Below are 18,472 nucleotides of genomic sequence, written 5' to 3'. Positions count from 1 at the left end.
ACCATTGACGTCACACGTCATACGAGTTACGTTCCGATCTGTTTCCGGACGCGGGTGTTGACACCACGTCCGTGGCCCCTGGTGCGCCAGCCGGGGCCGCGGCCACCCGCCGGGTCGTTCCACGTCTCAGCCACGTCTCCGTCCACACCGGACATCACTCCGCCCGTCGCCGCAACGGGAGGGTGACCAGGCCACGCCCCTGCACGAGGAGGTCCCTTGTCCACGTCCCCCACAGCGCGCCGGCGGAGCGCGGTCGCGCTCACGGCGGCAGTGGTCGCCGCGCTCGTCACCGCTCCCCCTGCCACCGCGGCGACCACCACGCTCCACGCCTCCCCCACGGGCACCGGCACCAGCTGCACCGCGACCGAGCCGTGCGCGCTGCCGGCGGCCCAGGCGGCGGTGCGGTCCCGCACCGGCTCGATGACCGGCGACATCGTCGTGGAGCTCGCCGACGGCACGTACCGGCTCTCCCAGCCGTTGCGCTTCACCGCGGCCGACTCCGGCACGAACGGCTACCGGGTGCTGTGGCAGGCCGCGGCGTCCGCGCGACCGGTGATCAGCGGGTCGAGGGCCGTGACCGGCTGGACCGTCGCCGACTCCGGAAAGAACATCTGGCGGGCCGACGTCGGCACGGGCCTCGACGCCCGCCAGCTCTACGTCAACGGCGCGATCGCCACCCGCGCGCGCACGCAGCTCAACCGCGCGGACTTCACGTTCACCGACACGGGCATGCGCTTCTCCAACAGCGCGCTGAACTACCTCAACACCCTCGCGAACCAGAGCCGGGTCGAAGTGGAGAGCGTCAACTCGTTCACCGACCGGTACTCGCCGGTGCAGAGCATCAGCGGCAACTTCCTGACGATGCAGCAGCCCGCGTGGAACAACAACACCTTCGGCTACGACACGCTCAGCAAGCCGCACCGGGCGGGCCCGCTGTACCTGGCCAACGCCTACGAGCTCCTCGACTCGCCGGGCGAGTGGTACCTCAACACCGGCACCGGCACGCTCTACTACATCCCGCTGTCCGGCCAGAGCATGAGCAGCACCAGCGTCGAACTGCCGGCCCTGCAGTCGCTGGTCAACGTCGGCGGCACCTACGACGCGCCCGCGCGGAACATCACGTTCGCCGGCATCACGTTCACCGGCACGTCGTGGCTCGGCCCGAGCAGCAACCAGGGCTTCGCCGACCAGCAGACCGGCGCGTTCATGACGGGCAACCAGAACTGGCCCGCCGACCGGATCAACTCCTGCCAGCAGGGTTGCGCGCAGTTCGAGGCGGCGCGGCCGAACTGGGCGCAGATGCCCGCGGCGGTGCAGGTGTCGGCGGCCAGCGGCATCACGTTCACCGACTCGAGGTTCTTCAACCTCGGCCAGACCGCGATCGGCATCGGCAACGACGCCAACGCCCACGCGAGCGGCGTCGGCCTGGGCGCGTCCGGCATCACCGTGACCCGTTCGGAGATCGCCAGGACCTCGGCGGGCGGCGTGGTCGTCGGCGGCGTGCGGGCGGATGCCCACCACCCCGGTGACCAGCGGATGGTCAACCGGGACATCACGGTGAGCCACAACCGCATCCACGACATCGCCGTCGAGTACCGCGGCAACGTGTCGGTGCTCAACACCTACGTCAACGGCGCGACCGTGGCGAACAACGAGATCTACAACCTGCCGTACTCGGGCCTGTCCCTGGGCTACGGCTGGGGCGCCAACGACGCGGGCGGCAGCAACCACTACGCCAACCGCGGCCTGTACAACTACCAGCCGCGCTACTCGACGCCCACCACCGCGGCGAACAACCGGCTGCTCAACAACTACGTGCACGACGTGATGCAGCAGATGACCGACGGCGGGTGCATCTACACGCTCGGGTGGAACCCGAACGCCGAGATCAGCGGCAACCACTGCCTGCGCACCAACGGCTGGTTCGGCCTGTACTTCGACGAGGGCTCGAAGTACTACCGCGCCACCGGCAACGTCTTCTCCAACACCGGCACGTGGGCCACCGCCAACTACTGGGGCGGCGAGAACATGGGCAACTGGACCGTGAGCAACAACTGGTCCACCAACAACAGCACCAACATCACCAACGGCGACCGCGGCAACACCGTCTCCGGCAACGTGGTCGTCTCGAACGGCAACTGGCCGGCCGGTGCCCAGGCGGTGATCGCGAACGCCGGTCCGACCGGCACCGGTGGCGGCGGCCGGCAGAACGTGACGGTCGTCGGCACCCAGTCGGGCCGCTGCCTGGACGTCGCCGCGGTCAGCAACAACACCAGGGCCCGGCTCTGGGACTGCACCGGCAGCACGAACCAGCGCTGGAACCACACCACGGGCCGGCAGCTCACGCTCGGCGGCAAGTGCCTCGACGCCTCCGGCCAGGGCACGGTGAACGGCACCGCGGTGATCCTGTGGGACTGCACCGGCGGCCTGAACCAGCAGTGGAACGTCAACGCCGACGGCAGCATCGCCGGTGCGCAGTCCGGGCTGTGCCTGGACGCCAGCGCCAACGGCACGGCGAACGGGACGCTGGTGCAGCTCTGGACGTGCCACGGCGGCACGAACCAGAAGTGGACGCTGCGCGACTGAGGGGCCGCGCGGTGGGTGCGGGGGCCGGCGCCGTCCGGTCCCCGCATCGAGCCGGGAGAGGAAGATCGTGCGTGACGCCCAGTCCTGCCCAGCTGGCGTGCTCGCGCGGGAGACGGCAGTCCCCGCCACGGCCGGGGTGTGGGCCGTGACGGGGAACCGGTTCCCTGCCGGAGGAACGTCAGGAGGAGCAGGCAGCTCCGTTCAGCGCCGGCGCCTGGAACGGCGGCGTGGACCCGGTGTAGTTCGCGTTGTACCCGATGACGGCCTGGCCGCCGGACGGGATGGAGCCGTTCCACGACGCGTTGGTCACGGTGACCACGTCGCCGCCGTCGCTCCACTGGCCGCTCCAGCCCTGCGTCACGGTGACGCCGGGTGCGGAGAAGGTGAAGGTCCAGCCGTTGACCGCGGCACCGCGGTTCTCGACCACGACCTCGGCGCTGTAGCCGCCCTGCCACGAGCTGAGCAGGCGGTGGGTGGCACGGCAGCCGCCGCCGGGGTTGCCGCCGGTGGTCGTCGTCGTGGTCGTGGTCGTCGTGGTGGTCGTGGTGATCGGGCCCGCCGCCATCGCCAGGTCGTAGGCGCGCTGCGGCACGAACTGGCCGGCCGGGGCGATGCAGCCGTCGGACTCGCCGGGCAGCTTGATCCACAGGAACGCGTCGATCTTGCCGTCGCCGGTGGCGGCCGTGCTGGGGGTGCCGATGGCGCGCCCGGCGGGGTCGCACCACTCGCTGCCCGCGGGGCCGTTGCCGTTGCGGCTGGTGTCGATGACGGCCTTCAACCTGCTGTCGCCCACCGCGTTCAGCACGTTCTTGGCGAAGTTCACCTCGTCGGAGGTGGAGCGGTAGTTGGACACGTTGGTCGAGATGCCGTCGGCGCTGTTGGAGATGTCCGCGGCGCGCAGGCGGTTCGCGGCCTCCGACGGGTTCAGCCACGCGCTGTGGCCGATGTCGAAGTACACCTTGGCCTGGGAGGAACCGGACTTCAGCTTCTTGCCCGCGTAGGCCATGGAGGCCTTGGTCTGGTTCTGCTGGTCGGCGCTCTGGCAGCTCGTCATGATCGGCAGGACGTCGGGTTCCAGCACGATCGCGGCCGGGCGTCCGCCCAGGCCTGCCGCCACCTCGTCCACCCACGCCCGGTACGCCTGGTGCGAGGGCGCCCCGCCGCCACTGGCGCCGCCGCAGTCGCGGTTGGGGATGTTGTAGACCACCAGGATCGGGATCTTGCCGGCCGCGGCGGCCGCGCCCACGAAGGAGCTGACCTCCGACCGGACCGTCGAGGTGTTCGTGGTGGTGTACCAGCGCGCCTGGGGCACGGAGGCGATCCGGTCGCGGATCACCGCCGCCTTCGAGTCACCGGGGTTCGCCGCCACCCAGCGGGCGCTGGAGCTCGACGGGTCGACGTAGTACGCCGACTCCGCGGCGCTGACGGACGCGCCGCCGCTCACCGCCAGTGCGACGGTGCCGGCCACGAGTGCGCTCGCGGCCGCGCAGGCGCCCGCCGCGCGCCTCCGCGTGCCGGACGAGCGGGACTGGTCACGGGCCGGCGTGCCGGCGCGCGCGGGATCTGTTGCTCTCATTCAGGGGTCCTCGCAGCGTCGTTGCTGTTGCGATATGGGGCCGAACAATTGTGAGAGCGCTCTCACAAACCACCGAAGGGTGATTTCCGCTCGGCAGGTGCGTCCGAACTCGAACCACCGTAGGCACGCCGACGAGGGCCGGTCAAACGCTAAAAATGTGAGCGTTAACTTTAGCGCTTTGCGTTCGACAGCCCTTCAACAATTCGTGTTCGACAGATTCGATGAGCAGACTGGGAGCGCTCCCTGCATTTTGTAGCCCGTTCAGCTCAATCTCGCCGGGAAACTGCGGCCGTCTTCTTGTGAGCGTGAACATGCAACTGCCACACTCCTTGACAGCAAAGGCAACACCACCGACGCACGCAGCACCGAGCCCGGCACTGGCGCACCGGAGCTCCGCCCGTGCGAACTGTCTGCCCTGCCCATCACGCCCGGCATTCGGGCAAGTTTCGAAAGTGTGGACGATGAAACTGACATCGAGGTCAGTGTCACTTGTGCCAATCGTTTCGACAGTCGCCGCGGCGGCACTCGGCGCGACACTGATCGTCACCGCCACCGCGAACGCGGCCACCACTCTCGGTGCCGCCGCCGCTCAGAGCGGGCGTTATTTCGGCACCGCCGTCGCGGCGCAGAAGCTCGGCGACTCGACCTACGTGAACATCCTGAACACCGAGTTCAACATGGTCACCGCCGAGAACGAGATGAAGTGGGACGCGACCGAGCCCAACCGCGGTCAGTTCAACTACTCCGGCGGCGACCGCATCCTCAACCACGCCATCAGCAACGGCAAGCGGGTCCGCGGCCACGCGCTGCTGTGGCACCAGCAGCAGCCGCGCTGGGCCCAGAACCTCAGCGGTTCGGACCTGCGCCAGGCGGCCATCAACCACGTCACCCAGGTCGCCACCCACTACAAGGGCAAGATCTACGCCTGGGACGTCGTGAACGAGGCGTTCGCCGACGGCGGCAGCGGTGGCCGGCGCGACTCCAACCTGCAGCGCACCGGCAACGACTGGATCGAGGCGGCGTTCCGCGCGGCCCGTGCGGCCGACCCGGCCGCGAAGCTCTGCTACAACGACTACAACACCGACGGCATCAACGCGAAGTCCACGGGCATCTACAACATGGTCCGCGACTTCAAGGCCCGCGGTGTGCCGATCGACTGCGTCGGCCTCCAGTCGCACCTGACGAACAACGCGCCGTCGGACTACCAGGCCAACATCAAGCGCTTCGCGGACCTGGGCGTCGACGTCCAGATCACCGAGCTGGACATCGCGGGCTCCAACCAGGCCAACGCCTACGGTGCCGTGACCAGGGCCTGCATGGCCGTCGCGCGCTGCACCGGCATCACGGTGTGGGGCATCCGCGACACCGACTCGTGGCGCGGTGGCGAGAACCCGTTGCTGTTCACCGGCTCGGGTGCGAAGAAGCCCGCGTACAACTCGGTGCTGGACGCGCTGAACTCGGGTGGCCCCGGCGTGACGACCACGACCACCACCACCACGACGACCACCAGCAACGGCCCCGATCCCGTCGGTGACTGCACCGCCTCGGTGGAGCTCAACCAGTGGGACGGCGGGTTCGTCGCCAACGTGAAGGTCACCGCGGGCTCCTCGGCCCTCAACGGCTGGCGTGTCACGACGACGCTCAACGGTGCCACGATCACCGGTTCGTGGAGCGCCAACCGCAGCGGCACCAGCGGAACCGTCAACTGGACCAACGTCGACTACAACGGCAGCATCGCGGCCGGCCAGTCGACCACGTTCGGTTTCCAGGGCACCGGCAGCGCTTCGGGTCTGAACCCGGCCTGCGCCGCGAGCTGACACCGCACCACGCAGCAGCCGAGGACGGTTCCGCGGACCGGAAGCGCAGTCCGGTCCGCGGGACCTCCCCTGCCCTCGGGAGACGAGAATGGTCACGACACGCAGGTTCTGGACGCACCTCGCCCTGGTGGCGGGCATGCTCCTGGCGGTGTCCGCCCCCGCGAGGGCGGACAACCCGATCGTGCAGCACATCTACACGGCCGACCCGGCCCCGCTCGTCCACAACGGACGGGTCTACCTCTACACCGGACACGACGAGGACGGCTCGACCTGGTTCACCATGAAGGAGTGGCGGGTCTTCTCGTCGGCCGACATGGTCAACTGGACCGACCACGGCTCGCCCATGAACCTCGGCACGTTCAGCTGGGCCAAGCAGGACGCGTGGGCCGGCCAGGCCGTGGAGCGCAACGGCAAGTTCTACTGGTACGTCCCCGTGGTCAACCGCGCCACCAACCGGATGGCGATCGGCGTCGGCGTCTCCGACAGCCCCACCGGCCCGTTCCGCGACGCGCTCGGCCGCCCGCTGGTGGAGAACGGCGAGATCGACCCGTCGGTCATGATCGACAGCAGCGGCCAGGCCTACCTGTACTGGGGCAACCCCAACCTCTGGTACGTCCGCCTGAACGCCGACATGACCTCCTACTCCGGCGGCGTCAGCCAGATCCCGCTCACCACCGCCGGGTTCGGCACCCGCACCGGTGACCCCAAGCGGCCGACCCTCTACGAGGAAGCGCCCTGGGTGTACCAGCGCAACGGCCAGTACTACAACGTCTTCGCGGCGAAGTGCTGCTCGGAGTTCATCGGGTACTCGACCGCGCCGGGCCCCACCGGTCCGTGGACGTACCGCGGCACCCTGATGCCCACGCAGGGCAGCGCGTTCACCAACCACCCCGGCATCGTGGACTTCAAGGGCGGCTCGTACTTCTTCTACCACAACGGCGCGCTGCCGGGCGGCGGCGGTTTCACCCGGTCCGTGGCCGTGGAGAAGTTCAGCTACAACGCCGACGGCACCATCCCGCAGCTCTCCATGAGCACCACCGGGCCACCGGCCGCGGACACGCTGAACCCGTACGTGCGCCAGGAGGGCGAGACGGTCGCGTGGGGCAGCGGTGTCGAGACCGAGGCCTCCAGCGAGGGCGGGCTGAACCTCAGCCACACCAACAACGGCGACTACGTGAAGCTGAAGAACGTGGCGTTCGGCAACGGCGCCGCCACCTTCACCGCACGGGTGGCCTCCACCGTGGCGGGCAGCTCGATCGAGGTCCGCTCCGGCAGCGCCACGGGCGCCCTGGCCGGCCGGTGCTCGGTGCCCAACACGGGCGGCTGGCAGGCGTGGACCACCGTCACCTGCCCGGTGAGCGGCCTGACCGGCACCCGCGACCTGTACCTGAGGTTCAGCGGCGGCAGCGGCTACCTGCTCAACCTCAACTGGTGGCAGTTCGGTCCCGCCGGCACGAGCTCCGCCGTCCGAGAACCGATCACGGAGGACACCATGTGCTCGAAGATCCAGACCGTCGCCGCCACCAGGGCGAGTGACCTGACGTGCGGTGCGTCATGACCGCTCGCGCGCACTCGAGGAGGTACGGGCTCATCGCACTCGTGCCCGTGCTGCTGCTGATGCTGGCCGCTCTCGCGGTCTCCCTGGTGCCCCAGCCCGCGCAGGCCGCCTCACTGGTCCGCGTCACGAACTTCGGCGCCAACCCGACCGGCCTGAACATGTACGTGTACGTCCCGGACCGGGTCGCCCCCAAACCCGCGCTGCTCGTGATGGTGCACTTCTGCACCGGTTCGGCCAGCGCCGTGCACAACGGCAACGGGCGCGACTTCGTCACCGCGGCGGACCGGCTCGGGTACGTCATCGTCTACCCGGAGGCCACCCGGGAGGGCCGCTGCTTCGACGTGGCGACCGCCGGTGCGTTGCGCCGCAACGGGGGCAGCGACTCCACCGGCATCATGTCGATGGTCGCGCACGCGCGGCAGGCCTACAACGTCGACCCGGCGCGCATCGTCGTCGCCGGCTTCTCCTCCGGCGCGATGATGACCAACGTGCTGGCCGCCGAGTACCCGGACGTGTTCAGCGCGGGGTCGGCGTTCTCCGGCGTGCCGGCCGGCTGCTTCGCCACGACCAACGGGTCGCTGTGGAACAGCCAGTGCTCCGGCGGCACCCTGCTGAAGACCCCGCAGCAGTGGGGTGACCAGGCCAGGGCGATGTACCCCGGCTACACCGGGCGCTACCCGCGGATGCAGCTGTGGCACGGCACGAACGACACCACGCTGGCGTACCCGAACTTCGGCGAGGAGCTCGACCAGTGGACCAACCTCCACGGGCTGAGCCGCACCCCGGCGTTCACCGACCAGCCGCGGCAGAACTGGACCCGCACCCGGTACGGCGCGACCGGCACCGCCGCGACCGTCGAGGGCGTGAGCATCCAGGGCGTCGGGCACGACCTGCCGCAGTCGGGGATGCTCGCGTACGCGATCTCGTTCCTCGGTCTGGACGCGCCACCGACGACGACCACGACCACTACAACCACGACGACGACCACCACCACCACGACCACGACCACGCCCGTTCCCACGGACGGATGCGCGGTCACGGTCTCGGTCAACGCCTGGAACAACGGCCTGACCGAGACGATCACCATCACCAACACGTCGGCCACCGCCATCAACGGCTGGCAGCTCGGCTTCACGCTGCCCGGCGGGCAGACCATCACCGGCGGCTGGAGCGCGAGCTACGCGCCGGCCAGCGGCGCCGTGACGGCGAGCAACGTCGGCTACAACGGCCAGATCCCGCCGAACGGCTCGATCTCGATCGGCCTGCAGGCCACGCACACCGGTGACAGCGCGGCCGCGTCCGGCTTCACCCTCAACGGCGCGCGGTGCTCCACGGCCTGAGCCCACCGCTGTCCCCAGGCGCCGGCGGGCACCACCGCGTGCCCGCCGGCGGCCCGCACCCCCACCACCCCGCTCCTCGTGGCGAGCCACCAAGGGGAGTTCCGCGATCGCGCACACCCTTTGGAGGACTGGCATGTCCGACCTGAACCGGCGGCAGCTCATGGTGCTCGGCGCGGGAGCTGTGCTGACGCAGGCGGGGTGGACGGCGACCGCGGCCGCCGACCCACCTCGGGCGCGGGCGGCCGGTGACCTCTCGCTCTGGTACGACCGGGCAGCCGGGTCCGACTGGCTGCGCGCGCTGCCGGTGGGCAACGGCAGGCTCGGCGCGATGGTGTTCGGCAACACCGACACCGAACGCCTGCAGCTCAACGAGGACACCGTCTGGGCCGGCGGGCCGCACGACTACAGCAACCCGCGCGGTGCGGGCGCGCTCGCGCAGATCCGCCAGCTCGTCTTCTCGAACCAGTGGTCGCAGGCGCAGACCCTGATCGACCAGACCATGCTGGGCAGCCCGGCCGGTCAGCTCGCCTACCAGCCGGTCGGCGACCTCCGGCTGACCTTCCCGTCGGCCACCGCCACGAACTACCAGCGGTCGCTCGACCTCACCACGGCGACCACCGAGGTCACCTACACGGCGAACAACGTGCGCCACCGGCGTGAGGTGTTCGCGAGCGCACCGGACCAGGTGATCGTCATCAGGCTGACCGCGGAGACGGCGAACTCGGTCACGTTCACCGCGGCCTTCACCTCGCCGCAGCGTGTCACGGCCTCCAGCCCGGACGCGACGACGATCGCGCTCGACGGCATCTCCGGCACCCAGCGCAACATCGCGGGCACGGTGCGATTCCTCGCACTGGCCAGGGTCGTGGCCGAGGGCGGTTCGGTCAGCAGCTCCGGCGGCACGCTGCGGGTCACCGGCGCCAACGCGGTCACGGTCCTGATCTCCATCGGCACCAGCTACGTCGACCACCGAACCGTCAACGGCGACTACCAGGGCCGTGCCAGGACCCACCTGAACGCGGCCCAGGGCACCGCCTACGCCACACTGCGGTCCCGGCACGTCTCCGACTACCAGGCGCTGTTCAACCGCGTCACGCTCGACCTGGGCCGCACGTCCGCCGCCGACCAGCCGACCGACGTCCGCATCTCCCGGCACGGCAGCACCAGCGACCCGCAGTTCTCCACCCTGCTGTTCCAGTACGGCCGGTACCTGCTGATCTCCTCGTCACGCCCCGGCACGCAGCCGGCGAACCTCCAGGGCATCTGGAACGACCAGCTCGCCCCGGCGTGGGACTCGAAGTACACGATCAACGCGAACCTGCCGATGAACTACTGGCCCGCCGACACCACGAACCTCGCCGAGTGCTTCGAACCGGTGTTCCGGATGATCAACGACCTGACCACCACCGGCGCCCGCACCGCCCAGGTGCAGTACGGCGCCCGCGGCTGGGTCACCCACCACAACACCGACGCGTGGCGCGGCTCCTCGGTCGTCGACTTCGCCGCGGCCGGCATGTGGCAGACCGGCGGCGCGTGGCTGTCGACGTTGATCTGGGAGCACTACCGGTTCACCGGCGACGTGGCGTTCCTGCGCACGTACTACCCGGCGCTCAAGGGGTGCGCGCAGTTCTTCCTCGACACCCTCGTCACCGAGCCGAGCCTGGGCCACCTCGTCACGAACCCGTCGAACTCGCCGGAGCTCAACCACCACTCCGGCGTCAGCGTCTGCGCGGGTCCGACGATGGACATGCAGATCCTGCGCGACCTGTTCGACGGCTGCGCCGCCGCGTCCGAGGTGCTGGGTGTCGACACCGACTTCCGCACCCAGGTGCGGGCGGCCCGGCAACGGCTCGCGCCCACCAGGGTCGGTTCGCGCGGCAACGTCATGGAGTGGCAGTACGACTGGGTCGAGACCGAGCCGAACCACCGGCACGTCTCGCACCTGTACGGGCTGCACCCGAGCAACCAGATCACCAAGCGCGGCACGCCGCAGCTGCACGCCGCGGCCCGCAGGACGCTGGAGCTGCGCGGGGACGCCGGCACCGGGTGGTCGCTCGCGTGGAAGATCAACTTCTGGGCCCGGCTGGAGGAGGGGTCGCGGGCACACGACCTGCTGCGCTCGCTGGTGACCACGGACCGCTTGGCGCCCAACATGTTCGACCTGCACCCGCCGTTCCAGATCGACGGCAACTTCGGTGCCACGTCCGGTGTCGCGGAGATGCTGCTGCACAGCCACAACGGCGAGCTGCACGTGCTGCCCGCCCTGCCACCGGCCTGGCCCGCGGGCAGCGTCACCGGCCTGCGCGGGCGCGGCGGGTACACCGTCGGCGCGACCTGGGCCGCCGACGGCACCGTGGCGCTGACCGTCACCCCCGACCGCGACGGCACCGTCCGCGTGCGCAACCGGATCTTCGGCGGCACCTTCGAGCTGCGCGACACCACGACCGGCGCGGTGGTCCAGCCGGCCCAGCCCGAGAGCGGCGTCGCCGAGTTCCCCGGACAGGCCGGGCACGTCTACCGCGCGACCGGCCAGGGCTCGGCTCCGGCGGTGGTGCGGCCGGGCGTCAACTACCGCCTCGTCGCCCGGCACAGCGGGAAGTACCTCGACATCAGCGGTGTCTCGACGGCGGCGGGTGCGCTGCTGCAGCAGTGGTCGCCGACGAGCGGGCTCAACCAGCAGTTCGACTTCCTCGACTCCGGCGGCGGGTACTACCGGCTGCGCGCCCGGCACAGCGGCCTGGTCATGCAGGTCGCGGGCTCGGGCACCGGCGCCGACATCACCCAGCAGCCCGACACCGGTGCGGCCACCCAGCAGTGGCGGGTCGTCGACCAGGGCGGCGGCGTGATCAGCCTGGTCAACCGGCAGAGCGGTCTCGCCATGGACGTCTGGAACGCGGCGACCACCGACGGCACCCGCGTGTCCCAGTGGAACCAGAGCGCGGCCGACAACCAGCGGTTCCAACTCCAGCAAGTCTGACAACCGAAGGGACGACGATGTTCCACCAACACGAGGAGCGCTGCCGTGGCAGGGCCTAGGACGGTGCTGGCGATGGCCGTCGCGAGTGCCGTGGTGCTGCTGGGCGCGGCGGGCATCGCGCTCGGCGGCACGACCACGACCACCGGCGGCGTGGGCGCGGCGGCGGCGACGGCGGGGTGCGGCAAGGCCCCCTCACTGTCGAGCGGACGGCAGACCATCAGCAGCGGCGGCCAGAACCGCCAGTACATCCTGCGGCTGCCCGCCAACTACGACCCCAACCGGCAGTACCGGTTGTTCGTCGGGTTCCACTGGCTCAACGGCACCGCGAACGACGTCGACACCGGCGGGTCCGACGGCTACAACTGGTCCTACTACGGGCTGCGCAAGCTCGCCGACGCCGAGAACAACGGCACGATCTTCGTCGCGCCGCAGGGCAACAACAACGGCTGGGCCAACCCCGGTGGCCAGGACCTGACGTTCGTCGACGACATGCTGCGGCAGCTCGAGAACGCGCTGTGCGTCGACACGACCCAGCGTTACGCGGGCGGGTTCAGCTACGGCGGCGCGATGTCGTATGCCGTCGCGTGCGCCCGTGCCACCGTGTTCCGCGCTGTCGTCGTCTACGCGGGCGCTCAGCTCAGCGGCTGCAACGGCGGCACGCAGCCCATCGCGTACCTGGGCTTCCACGGTGTCAGCGACAACGTCCTGAACATCTCGCAGGGCCGCGCGCTGCGCGACAAGTTCGTGCGCAACAACGGCTGCACGGCGCAGAACCCGCGCGAGCCTGCCGCGGGCAGCCGCACCCACATCATCACCGCCTACAGCGGCTGCCGCGCCGGGTACCCGGTGGTGTGGGCGGCGTTCGACGGCGGGCACACCCCCGGCCCGATCGACTCCGGCGGTGACGGCTGGCGCACCTGGACCTCCGGCGAGGCGTGGAAGTTCATCACCCAGTTCGCGGGTCCGCCGGTCACCACGACGACGACCACCACGACCACCAGCGACGGACCCACGTCCACGACTCCGCTGCCCCAGGGCGAGTGCAGGGTCGGCGCGGAGGTCAACGCCTGGAACAACGGGCTGACCTCGACCATCACCATCACGAACACCGGCACGGCCGCGATCAGCGGCTGGTTGCTGGGCTTCACGCTGGGCAGCGGGCAGACCATCACCGGCGGGTGGAACGCCACCTACGACTCGCCGACCGGACGGGTGGGCGCGACCAACGTCTCCTACAACGGCGACCTCGCACCGGGCACATCGACCAGCATCGGCTTCCAGGCCACGCACACCGGCAACACCGCGGCACCGGCGCAGTTCACCCTCAACGGCAAGACGTGCACCTCCGCATGACCGCCACGACAGAGAGCGCGAACACCCTGATGCGTACCAGGCACCTCCTCCGCCGGACGGGGTGGCTGCTCGCGGCCGCCGCGCTGGCGTTCTCCGGCAGCAGCGTCGCCCAGGCGCAGGCACCGGCCGAGCCCGCCCCGCTCGCGGCCACCCCCGGCTGCGGCAAGGCACCGACGCTGCGCAGCGGCAACCAGACGATCCAGAGCAGCGGCAAGACCCGGTCGTTCATCCTGAGCATCCCGGACAACTACGACAACACCCGCCAGTACAAGCTCGTCTTCGGGCTGCACTGGCTGGGCGGCACCGCGCAGCAGGTGGCGGGCGGCGGCAGCGACGGCGACGTCTACGCCTACTACGGCCTGCGCAGGCTGGCGAACAACTCGACGATCTTCGTCGCACCGCAGGGCCTCAACAACGGCTGGGGCAACAGCGGCGGCGAGGACGTCCGGTTCGTCGACGACATGATGAGCCGCATCGAGAACGACCTCTGCGTCGACACCACGCAGCGGTTCTCGCTCGGCTTCAGCTACGGCGGCGCGATGAGCATCTCCCTCGCGTGCTCGCGCCCGACCGTGTTCCGCGCCATCGCCGCCATCGCCTCCCCCGGCGAGATCAGCGGCTGCGCCGGTGGCACCGCACCGGTGGCGTACATGGGCATCCACGGCGTCAGCGACAACATCGGCTCCGGCCGCGGCCAGCGGGACCGGTGGGTGCGCAACAACGGCTGCACGCCGCAGAACGCGCCGGAACCGGCCGCGGGCAGCCGCACGCACATCATCACGCAGTACGCGAACTGCCGCGCCGGCTACCCGGTGGTGTGGGCGCCGTTCGACGGCGGCCACCAGCAGGGACCGGTCGACGGGTGCGCGGGCTGCGAGAGCGGTGCCCGCAGCTGGGTGAAGGAGGAGGTCTGGAAGTTCTTCACCGGCGAGACGCCGCCGGCGCCGACCACGTTCCGGCTGCGCGGTGAGGCGGCCGGCCGCTGCCTCGACGTCAACGGCGCGAGCACGACCAACGGCGCGCAGATGATCACCTGGGACTGCCACACCAACGCGAACCAGCAGTTCACCCAGAACGGCCAGGCGCTGCAGGTGACCGGCAAGTGCCTGGACGCCCCCAACAACGCCGCCTCCGGCGCACGGGTGCAGATCTGGGACTGCCACGGCGGTGCGAACCAGGCCTGGCAGCTCACCGGCAGCGGCACGGTGACCAGCGTCCAGACCGGGCTCTGCCTCACCTCCGCCGGCACGGGCAACGGCGCGGCCGTGACGGTCGCGACCTGCCAGGGCGGTGCCAACCAGCGCTGGGCCAAGGCCTGACGTCCTGCCAGAACCGGAAAAAGAGGAGTGCGCGACTCTCTCCGCCGAGCGCCGCGCACTCCTCCAGGACGGTGTCCGAGTGGTGGAGGTCCACCCGTGCGGGCCGCATTCCGCACGCGCGGCACCACCACCCGACCGCCCGGTCCGCGTTCCCGGCCGCGAGGCCGGGTCCGGTCGCCGGATCAGCCCGACGACCCCGTTCTGCGGTGCTGGTGCGGCACCGCCGGGTCCGGGGCGCTCGCCCGCCGCGAGAGCCGCGGTGGCAGCAGCATCAACGGCGGTGGCTGCTTGCCGTCGAGCTTGGCCGCGAGCAGGTCGACCGCGTGCCGGCCGAGCTCCTCCGCCGGCAGCCGCACCGAGGTGAGCGGCGGCGACAGCTGCTCGGCGAGCTCGTCGGGGCAGATCGCGACCACGGCGACGTCACCGGGCACCTGCCGCCCGGCCGCCCGCAGGCACGACGTGATCCAGCCCAGCGCCGCCTCGTTGTGCACCACCAGCGCCGTCATCGACGGGTGCGCGCGGACCAGCGCCTTGGTGGCCCTGAGCACCGAGTCGTGGTCGTCCTCGACCGCGAGCGCGGTCGCCGCCACTCCCCTGCGCATCGCCGCGGCGCTGAAGCCGTTCATCGTGCGGTGCGCGGACCCGGTGCTGCGCCGGTAGACCGCGCTCGGTGCGCCGAGGAAGCCGATGGACCGGTGCCCGAGGTCGGCCAGGTGGTCGACGCACTTGGCCCCGGCCGCCTCGAAGTCGAGGTCGACGCAGGTGAGCCCGCGCGCGGTGGCCGGATGTCCGATGAGGACGGACGGCTTGGACAGCTGCCGCAGCAACGGCACCCGGTCGTCGTCCATCTCCACGTCCATCACGAGGAAGCCGTCGACCTGGGCGCTGTTGGCCGCTCTGCGCAGCCCGGAGGCGCCGTCGTCCGCCGTCATCAGCAGCAGGTCCATGTCGTACCGGCGCGCGGTGGTCACCGCGGCGGTGACGAACCGCATCATGCCCGGCAGGTGCATCCCCGCGCGCAGCGGCAGCACCAGCCCGATCACGTTGGTCCGGCTCGAGGACAGGCCCCTGTCGGTCACGTGCGGCTGGTACCCCAGCGCCCTGATGCTCTCCCTGACCCGCGACTTCGTGTCGGCGGAGATCGACCGCTTGCCCGTCAGCACGTAGGAGACGGTGCTCGGCGCGACTCCTGCGTGCCGAGCGACGTCCGCGATGGTGACCACACCGCCTCCTTCCCGCGTTCACCCGCTGTAGCGTTCCGACACCATAGAGATCCGGTTCAGTCCGTTACAAGAGTGATGTTCGCGTTAACATTGGTCATTTCTAGTGGTCCAGACGAATTCCGTACCGTATGGAAAGTTTCCGATTGGGCACGCTCACAAACCCGGTCAAGGATCGGCGCAGAGGGCGGCGACCTCGCCGGGTGCCAGTGCGCGGCCGTAGACCCGCAGGTCCTCGACGGCCGCGTCGAGGTGGGCGTCGCCCGCGTGCTGCGACCGCCCGAGCCAGTTCTGGGTGGTGCTGCCGAGCACCGCCGGGCTCACCGGGAACTCCGCGTCGCGTGCGACCTCCGCGCCGTTCACGTACAGCACGGCGAGTCCACCGGCCTGCGTGACGACGAGGTGCGTCCACTCGTCCACCGCGACCGTTCCCCCGTCGAGGTGCCGCTCGGCACCCGCGCCACCGGTCGTGATCGCGTACCGCACCCCGCCCCGGGGTCCGTGCGGCGCGAGGAACAGGTAGGAGTTCACGCCGCTGCCGAAGTCGGCGAGCCGCGCTCCCGCGACCGCCGACCGCGGCCGCACCCACACGGCCAGGCTGAACTCCCGCGCTCCGGCGAGCAGGCCCGGTGGCAGCACCACGTGCGCGCCCGCACCGTCGAGCGACAGCGCGGCCCCGGTGCGCCCGGTGCTCCAGCCCGCGCCACCCGCCAGCGTCGCCCGCTCGCCACCGGTGGCGTCCGCGGCGGTCGAGCCGCGGCCCTCGCCGAACCGGAAGTGCGCGATGAACAGCGGTGGCGCCGGGGTGTCGCCCACCCGCCAGTAGACGGTGTAGCGCTGACCGTGCAGCCGGAAGAACGGCAGCAGCGTGACCGGGCCCGTGCTGGCCATCGCGGTGTAGCGCAACGGGTTCGCGGTGGGCCGCAGGGTCGCGGTGCGCAGCGTGGGCAGGTGGGCGAGGTCGTTCGTGCCGTACGCGCCCGCGAGCACGATCGGCCCCACCTCGACCGTCCGCACCCGCTTGTCGTCCGGTGCCCGCCGCAGGTGCAGGTGCATCGGCAGGGTCACCTCGACCACGTCCCCGCTGCGCCAGTCGCGGTCCACCCGCGCGTAGGTGCCGGGCGTGACGGGCTCCGCGGCGACGCCGTTGACGTGCAGCAGCGCGCCCCGCGCCCAGGACGGGATGCGCACGCGCAGCTCGAACCGGCCGGTACCGGTGACGGTGAGCCGGGTCGCTCCCTCGTCCGGGAAGGACGTCTCCTGCCGCACCACCACGCCCCTGGCCGCCCAGGTGAGCACGGACGGGATGAACAGGGTGACGTACAGCGTGCGGCCTGCGTGGAAGTAGATGCTGCCGCCGTGCCCGGTGTCGGTCTCCAGGCCCGTGCCGTGGCAGCAGGTGAAGTCGTCGTAGTCGCTGCTGTAGGTGCGGATGCCGCCCGCGCGCAACGGCGTGAAGGTGCTGTGGTGGCCGTGCCGGGAGGTGGGGTCCTGCGCGCCGAGCAGGTGGTTGTGGAGCGCCTTCTCGTAGAAGTCGAAGTACCCCGGCTGACCGGGGTCGGTGCGGAAGAGCTGCCGGGTCAGCTTGAGCATCGTGTGGGTGGTGCAGCTCTCGCAGGTGTGGTCGGACAGCTCGGTGGCGATCCGGTGCGGTGGCTTGAAGTGCCCGTCGTTGGACGTGCCGCCGATGGCGTAGGTGTGCGCGCCGGTCACGATCCGCCAGAAGTTGACGGCGATGTCGCGGTAGCGGGTGGTGCCGGTGGCGTGGTAGGCCCTGATCGCCCCGAGCACCTTGGGGACCTGGGTGCCGGCGTGCAGACCGTTGAGCTCGTCGGTGCCCAGTGCGAGCGGGTCGAACACCGCGGAGTGCTCGAAGAACCGCGCAGCGGCCAGGTGCGCCGGGTCGCCGGTGACCTGGTAGAGGTTCACCAGGACCTCGTTCATGCCGCCGAACTCGGTGCGCAGCACCTCCTGGCGGTGCGCCTCGGTCAGCCGGCCGGCCCGCCACCTCACCCAGGCCGCCATCCCGGTCAGCACCCGCAGCGCCCGTGCGCTGCCCATCAGCACGTGCACGTCGAGCAGTCCCGCCATGATCTTGTGCAGGGTGTAGTAGGGCGCCTGGACCGGCTCTCCCGCCTCGACCCTGCCGAAGAAGCCCTCCGGGAACGCCGCGAGGTACCCGGTGCTGTAACCGGCGGTCCTGGCCCGGTCCTGGCACAGCGCCAGCTGCTCGACCAGGTGGTCGGCCCCGGCGGTGAACGCGGGGTCGCCGGTGCTCGCGAACGCCTGCGCGAGAGCGGACAGCACGTGGCCGGTCGAGTGGCCGCGCAGCCCGCTGTCCTGCGCCTCCCAGCCGCGGCACGGGATGACGCCCGAGGGCAGCCCGACGTTGCGGCGGAACGTGTGCAGCAACCGGTCGGGGTCGAGGAACCTCAGGTAGGCATGGGTGCGGGAGGTGTTGTCCAGGAACGGTCCCGGCAGCAGCGCCACCGCGCCGAGGGGGAACGCCTCCGCGGCCACGCCGAAGTCCTGGCGGGCCTGGCCGGTGCGCGGGTGCGTGACCGGCGTGCCGGCGGACAGCACGCCGTGGCGCGGGAGTTCTGGCATCGCGCATGACCTTTCGCAGGGGCCGGGCCATCCGCAGCGTGGTGCCGACCCGGGCCGGACACGAGGTCGGCCCGGGGTCGGCTGCTGCCTTCGAACCACGTCGAACGCACGGGGTGCCG

10 protein-coding genes are annotated in these 18,472 nt (G+C 70.8%); 7 read left to right on the top strand and 3 right to left on the bottom strand.

Going from position 1 to position 18,472, the window contains the following annotated elements:
- The first annotated feature begins 216 nt into the window (after positions 1 to 216).
- The gene (locus ACZ7CH_RS10635) at positions 217 to 2,586 is read left to right on the top strand and encodes an RICIN domain-containing protein (RefSeq protein ID WP_360389357.1); all 2,370 of its coding nucleotides are present in this window, start codon (positions 217 to 219) and stop codon (positions 2,584 to 2,586) included.
- A gap of 178 nt (positions 2,587 to 2,764) precedes the next feature.
- Here the strand turns inward: ACZ7CH_RS10635 and ACZ7CH_RS10630 are convergent, their stop codons facing one another.
- A complete protein-coding gene (locus tag ACZ7CH_RS10630) occupies positions 2,765 to 4,162 on the bottom strand; it encodes a glycoside hydrolase family 6 protein (protein ID WP_458431833.1) in 1,398 nt (465 codons plus the stop codon).
- A 461-nt stretch (positions 4,163 to 4,623) separates the two neighbouring features.
- Between ACZ7CH_RS10630 and ACZ7CH_RS10625 the strand changes: the two genes are divergently transcribed.
- The 6 genes from ACZ7CH_RS10625 to ACZ7CH_RS10600 all read left to right on the top strand — a co-directional run bounded on the left by ACZ7CH_RS10625 (position 4,624) and on the right by ACZ7CH_RS10600 (position 14,526).
- On the top strand, positions 4,624 to 5,979 hold the full coding sequence (locus ACZ7CH_RS10625; RefSeq protein WP_360389362.1) for a glycoside hydrolase family 10 protein: 1,356 nt from the start codon (positions 4,624 to 4,626) through the stop codon (positions 5,977 to 5,979).
- Positions 5,980 to 6,067: 88 nt separating this feature from the next.
- Positions 6,068 to 7,537: a glycoside hydrolase family 43 protein gene (locus ACZ7CH_RS10620; protein ID WP_470373681.1), complete on the top strand. Its 1,470-nt coding sequence runs from the start codon at positions 6,068 to 6,070 to the stop codon at positions 7,535 to 7,537.
- Complete coding sequence (locus ACZ7CH_RS10615; protein WP_470373680.1) at positions 7,534 to 8,877, top strand: extracellular catalytic domain type 1 short-chain-length polyhydroxyalkanoate depolymerase; 1,344 nt, start codon at positions 7,534 to 7,536, stop codon at positions 8,875 to 8,877. Before ACZ7CH_RS10620 ends, ACZ7CH_RS10615 begins: the two co-directional genes overlap by 4 nt.
- Before the next feature lie 133 nt (positions 8,878 to 9,010).
- Complete coding sequence (locus tag ACZ7CH_RS10610) at positions 9,011 to 11,854, top strand: glycosyl hydrolase family 95 catalytic domain-containing protein (protein ID WP_470373679.1); 2,844 nt, start codon at positions 9,011 to 9,013, stop codon at positions 11,852 to 11,854.
- A gap of 45 nt (positions 11,855 to 11,899) precedes the next feature.
- A complete protein-coding gene (locus tag ACZ7CH_RS10605; RefSeq protein WP_458431829.1) occupies positions 11,900 to 13,207 on the top strand; it encodes a CE1 family esterase in 1,308 nt (435 codons plus the stop codon).
- The gene (locus tag ACZ7CH_RS10600) at positions 13,204 to 14,526 is read left to right on the top strand and encodes a ricin-type beta-trefoil lectin domain protein (protein WP_470373678.1); all 1,323 of its coding nucleotides are present in this window, start codon (positions 13,204 to 13,206) and stop codon (positions 14,524 to 14,526) included. Before ACZ7CH_RS10605 ends, ACZ7CH_RS10600 begins: the two co-directional genes overlap by 4 nt.
- 182 nt (positions 14,527 to 14,708) lie before the next feature.
- Here the strand turns inward: ACZ7CH_RS10600 and ACZ7CH_RS10595 are convergent, their stop codons facing one another.
- Together ACZ7CH_RS10595 and ACZ7CH_RS10590 are read right to left on the bottom strand one after the other, a co-directional pair.
- On the bottom strand, positions 14,709 to 15,749 hold the full coding sequence (locus ACZ7CH_RS10595; RefSeq protein ID WP_470373677.1) for a LacI family DNA-binding transcriptional regulator: 1,041 nt from the start codon (positions 15,747 to 15,749) through the stop codon (positions 14,709 to 14,711).
- 165 nt (positions 15,750 to 15,914) lie between these two features.
- Positions 15,915 to 18,353 (bottom strand): glycoside hydrolase family 127 protein, encoded by a 2,439-nt coding sequence (locus ACZ7CH_RS10590; protein WP_470373676.1) that lies wholly within the window; start codon positions 18,351 to 18,353, stop codon positions 15,915 to 15,917.
- Between the last annotated feature and the right edge of the window lie 119 nt (positions 18,354 to 18,472).

This window comes from Lentzea sp. NPDC037011 (assembly GCF_055607425.1).
This window is presented reverse-complemented; position numbering and strand designations above follow the sequence as displayed.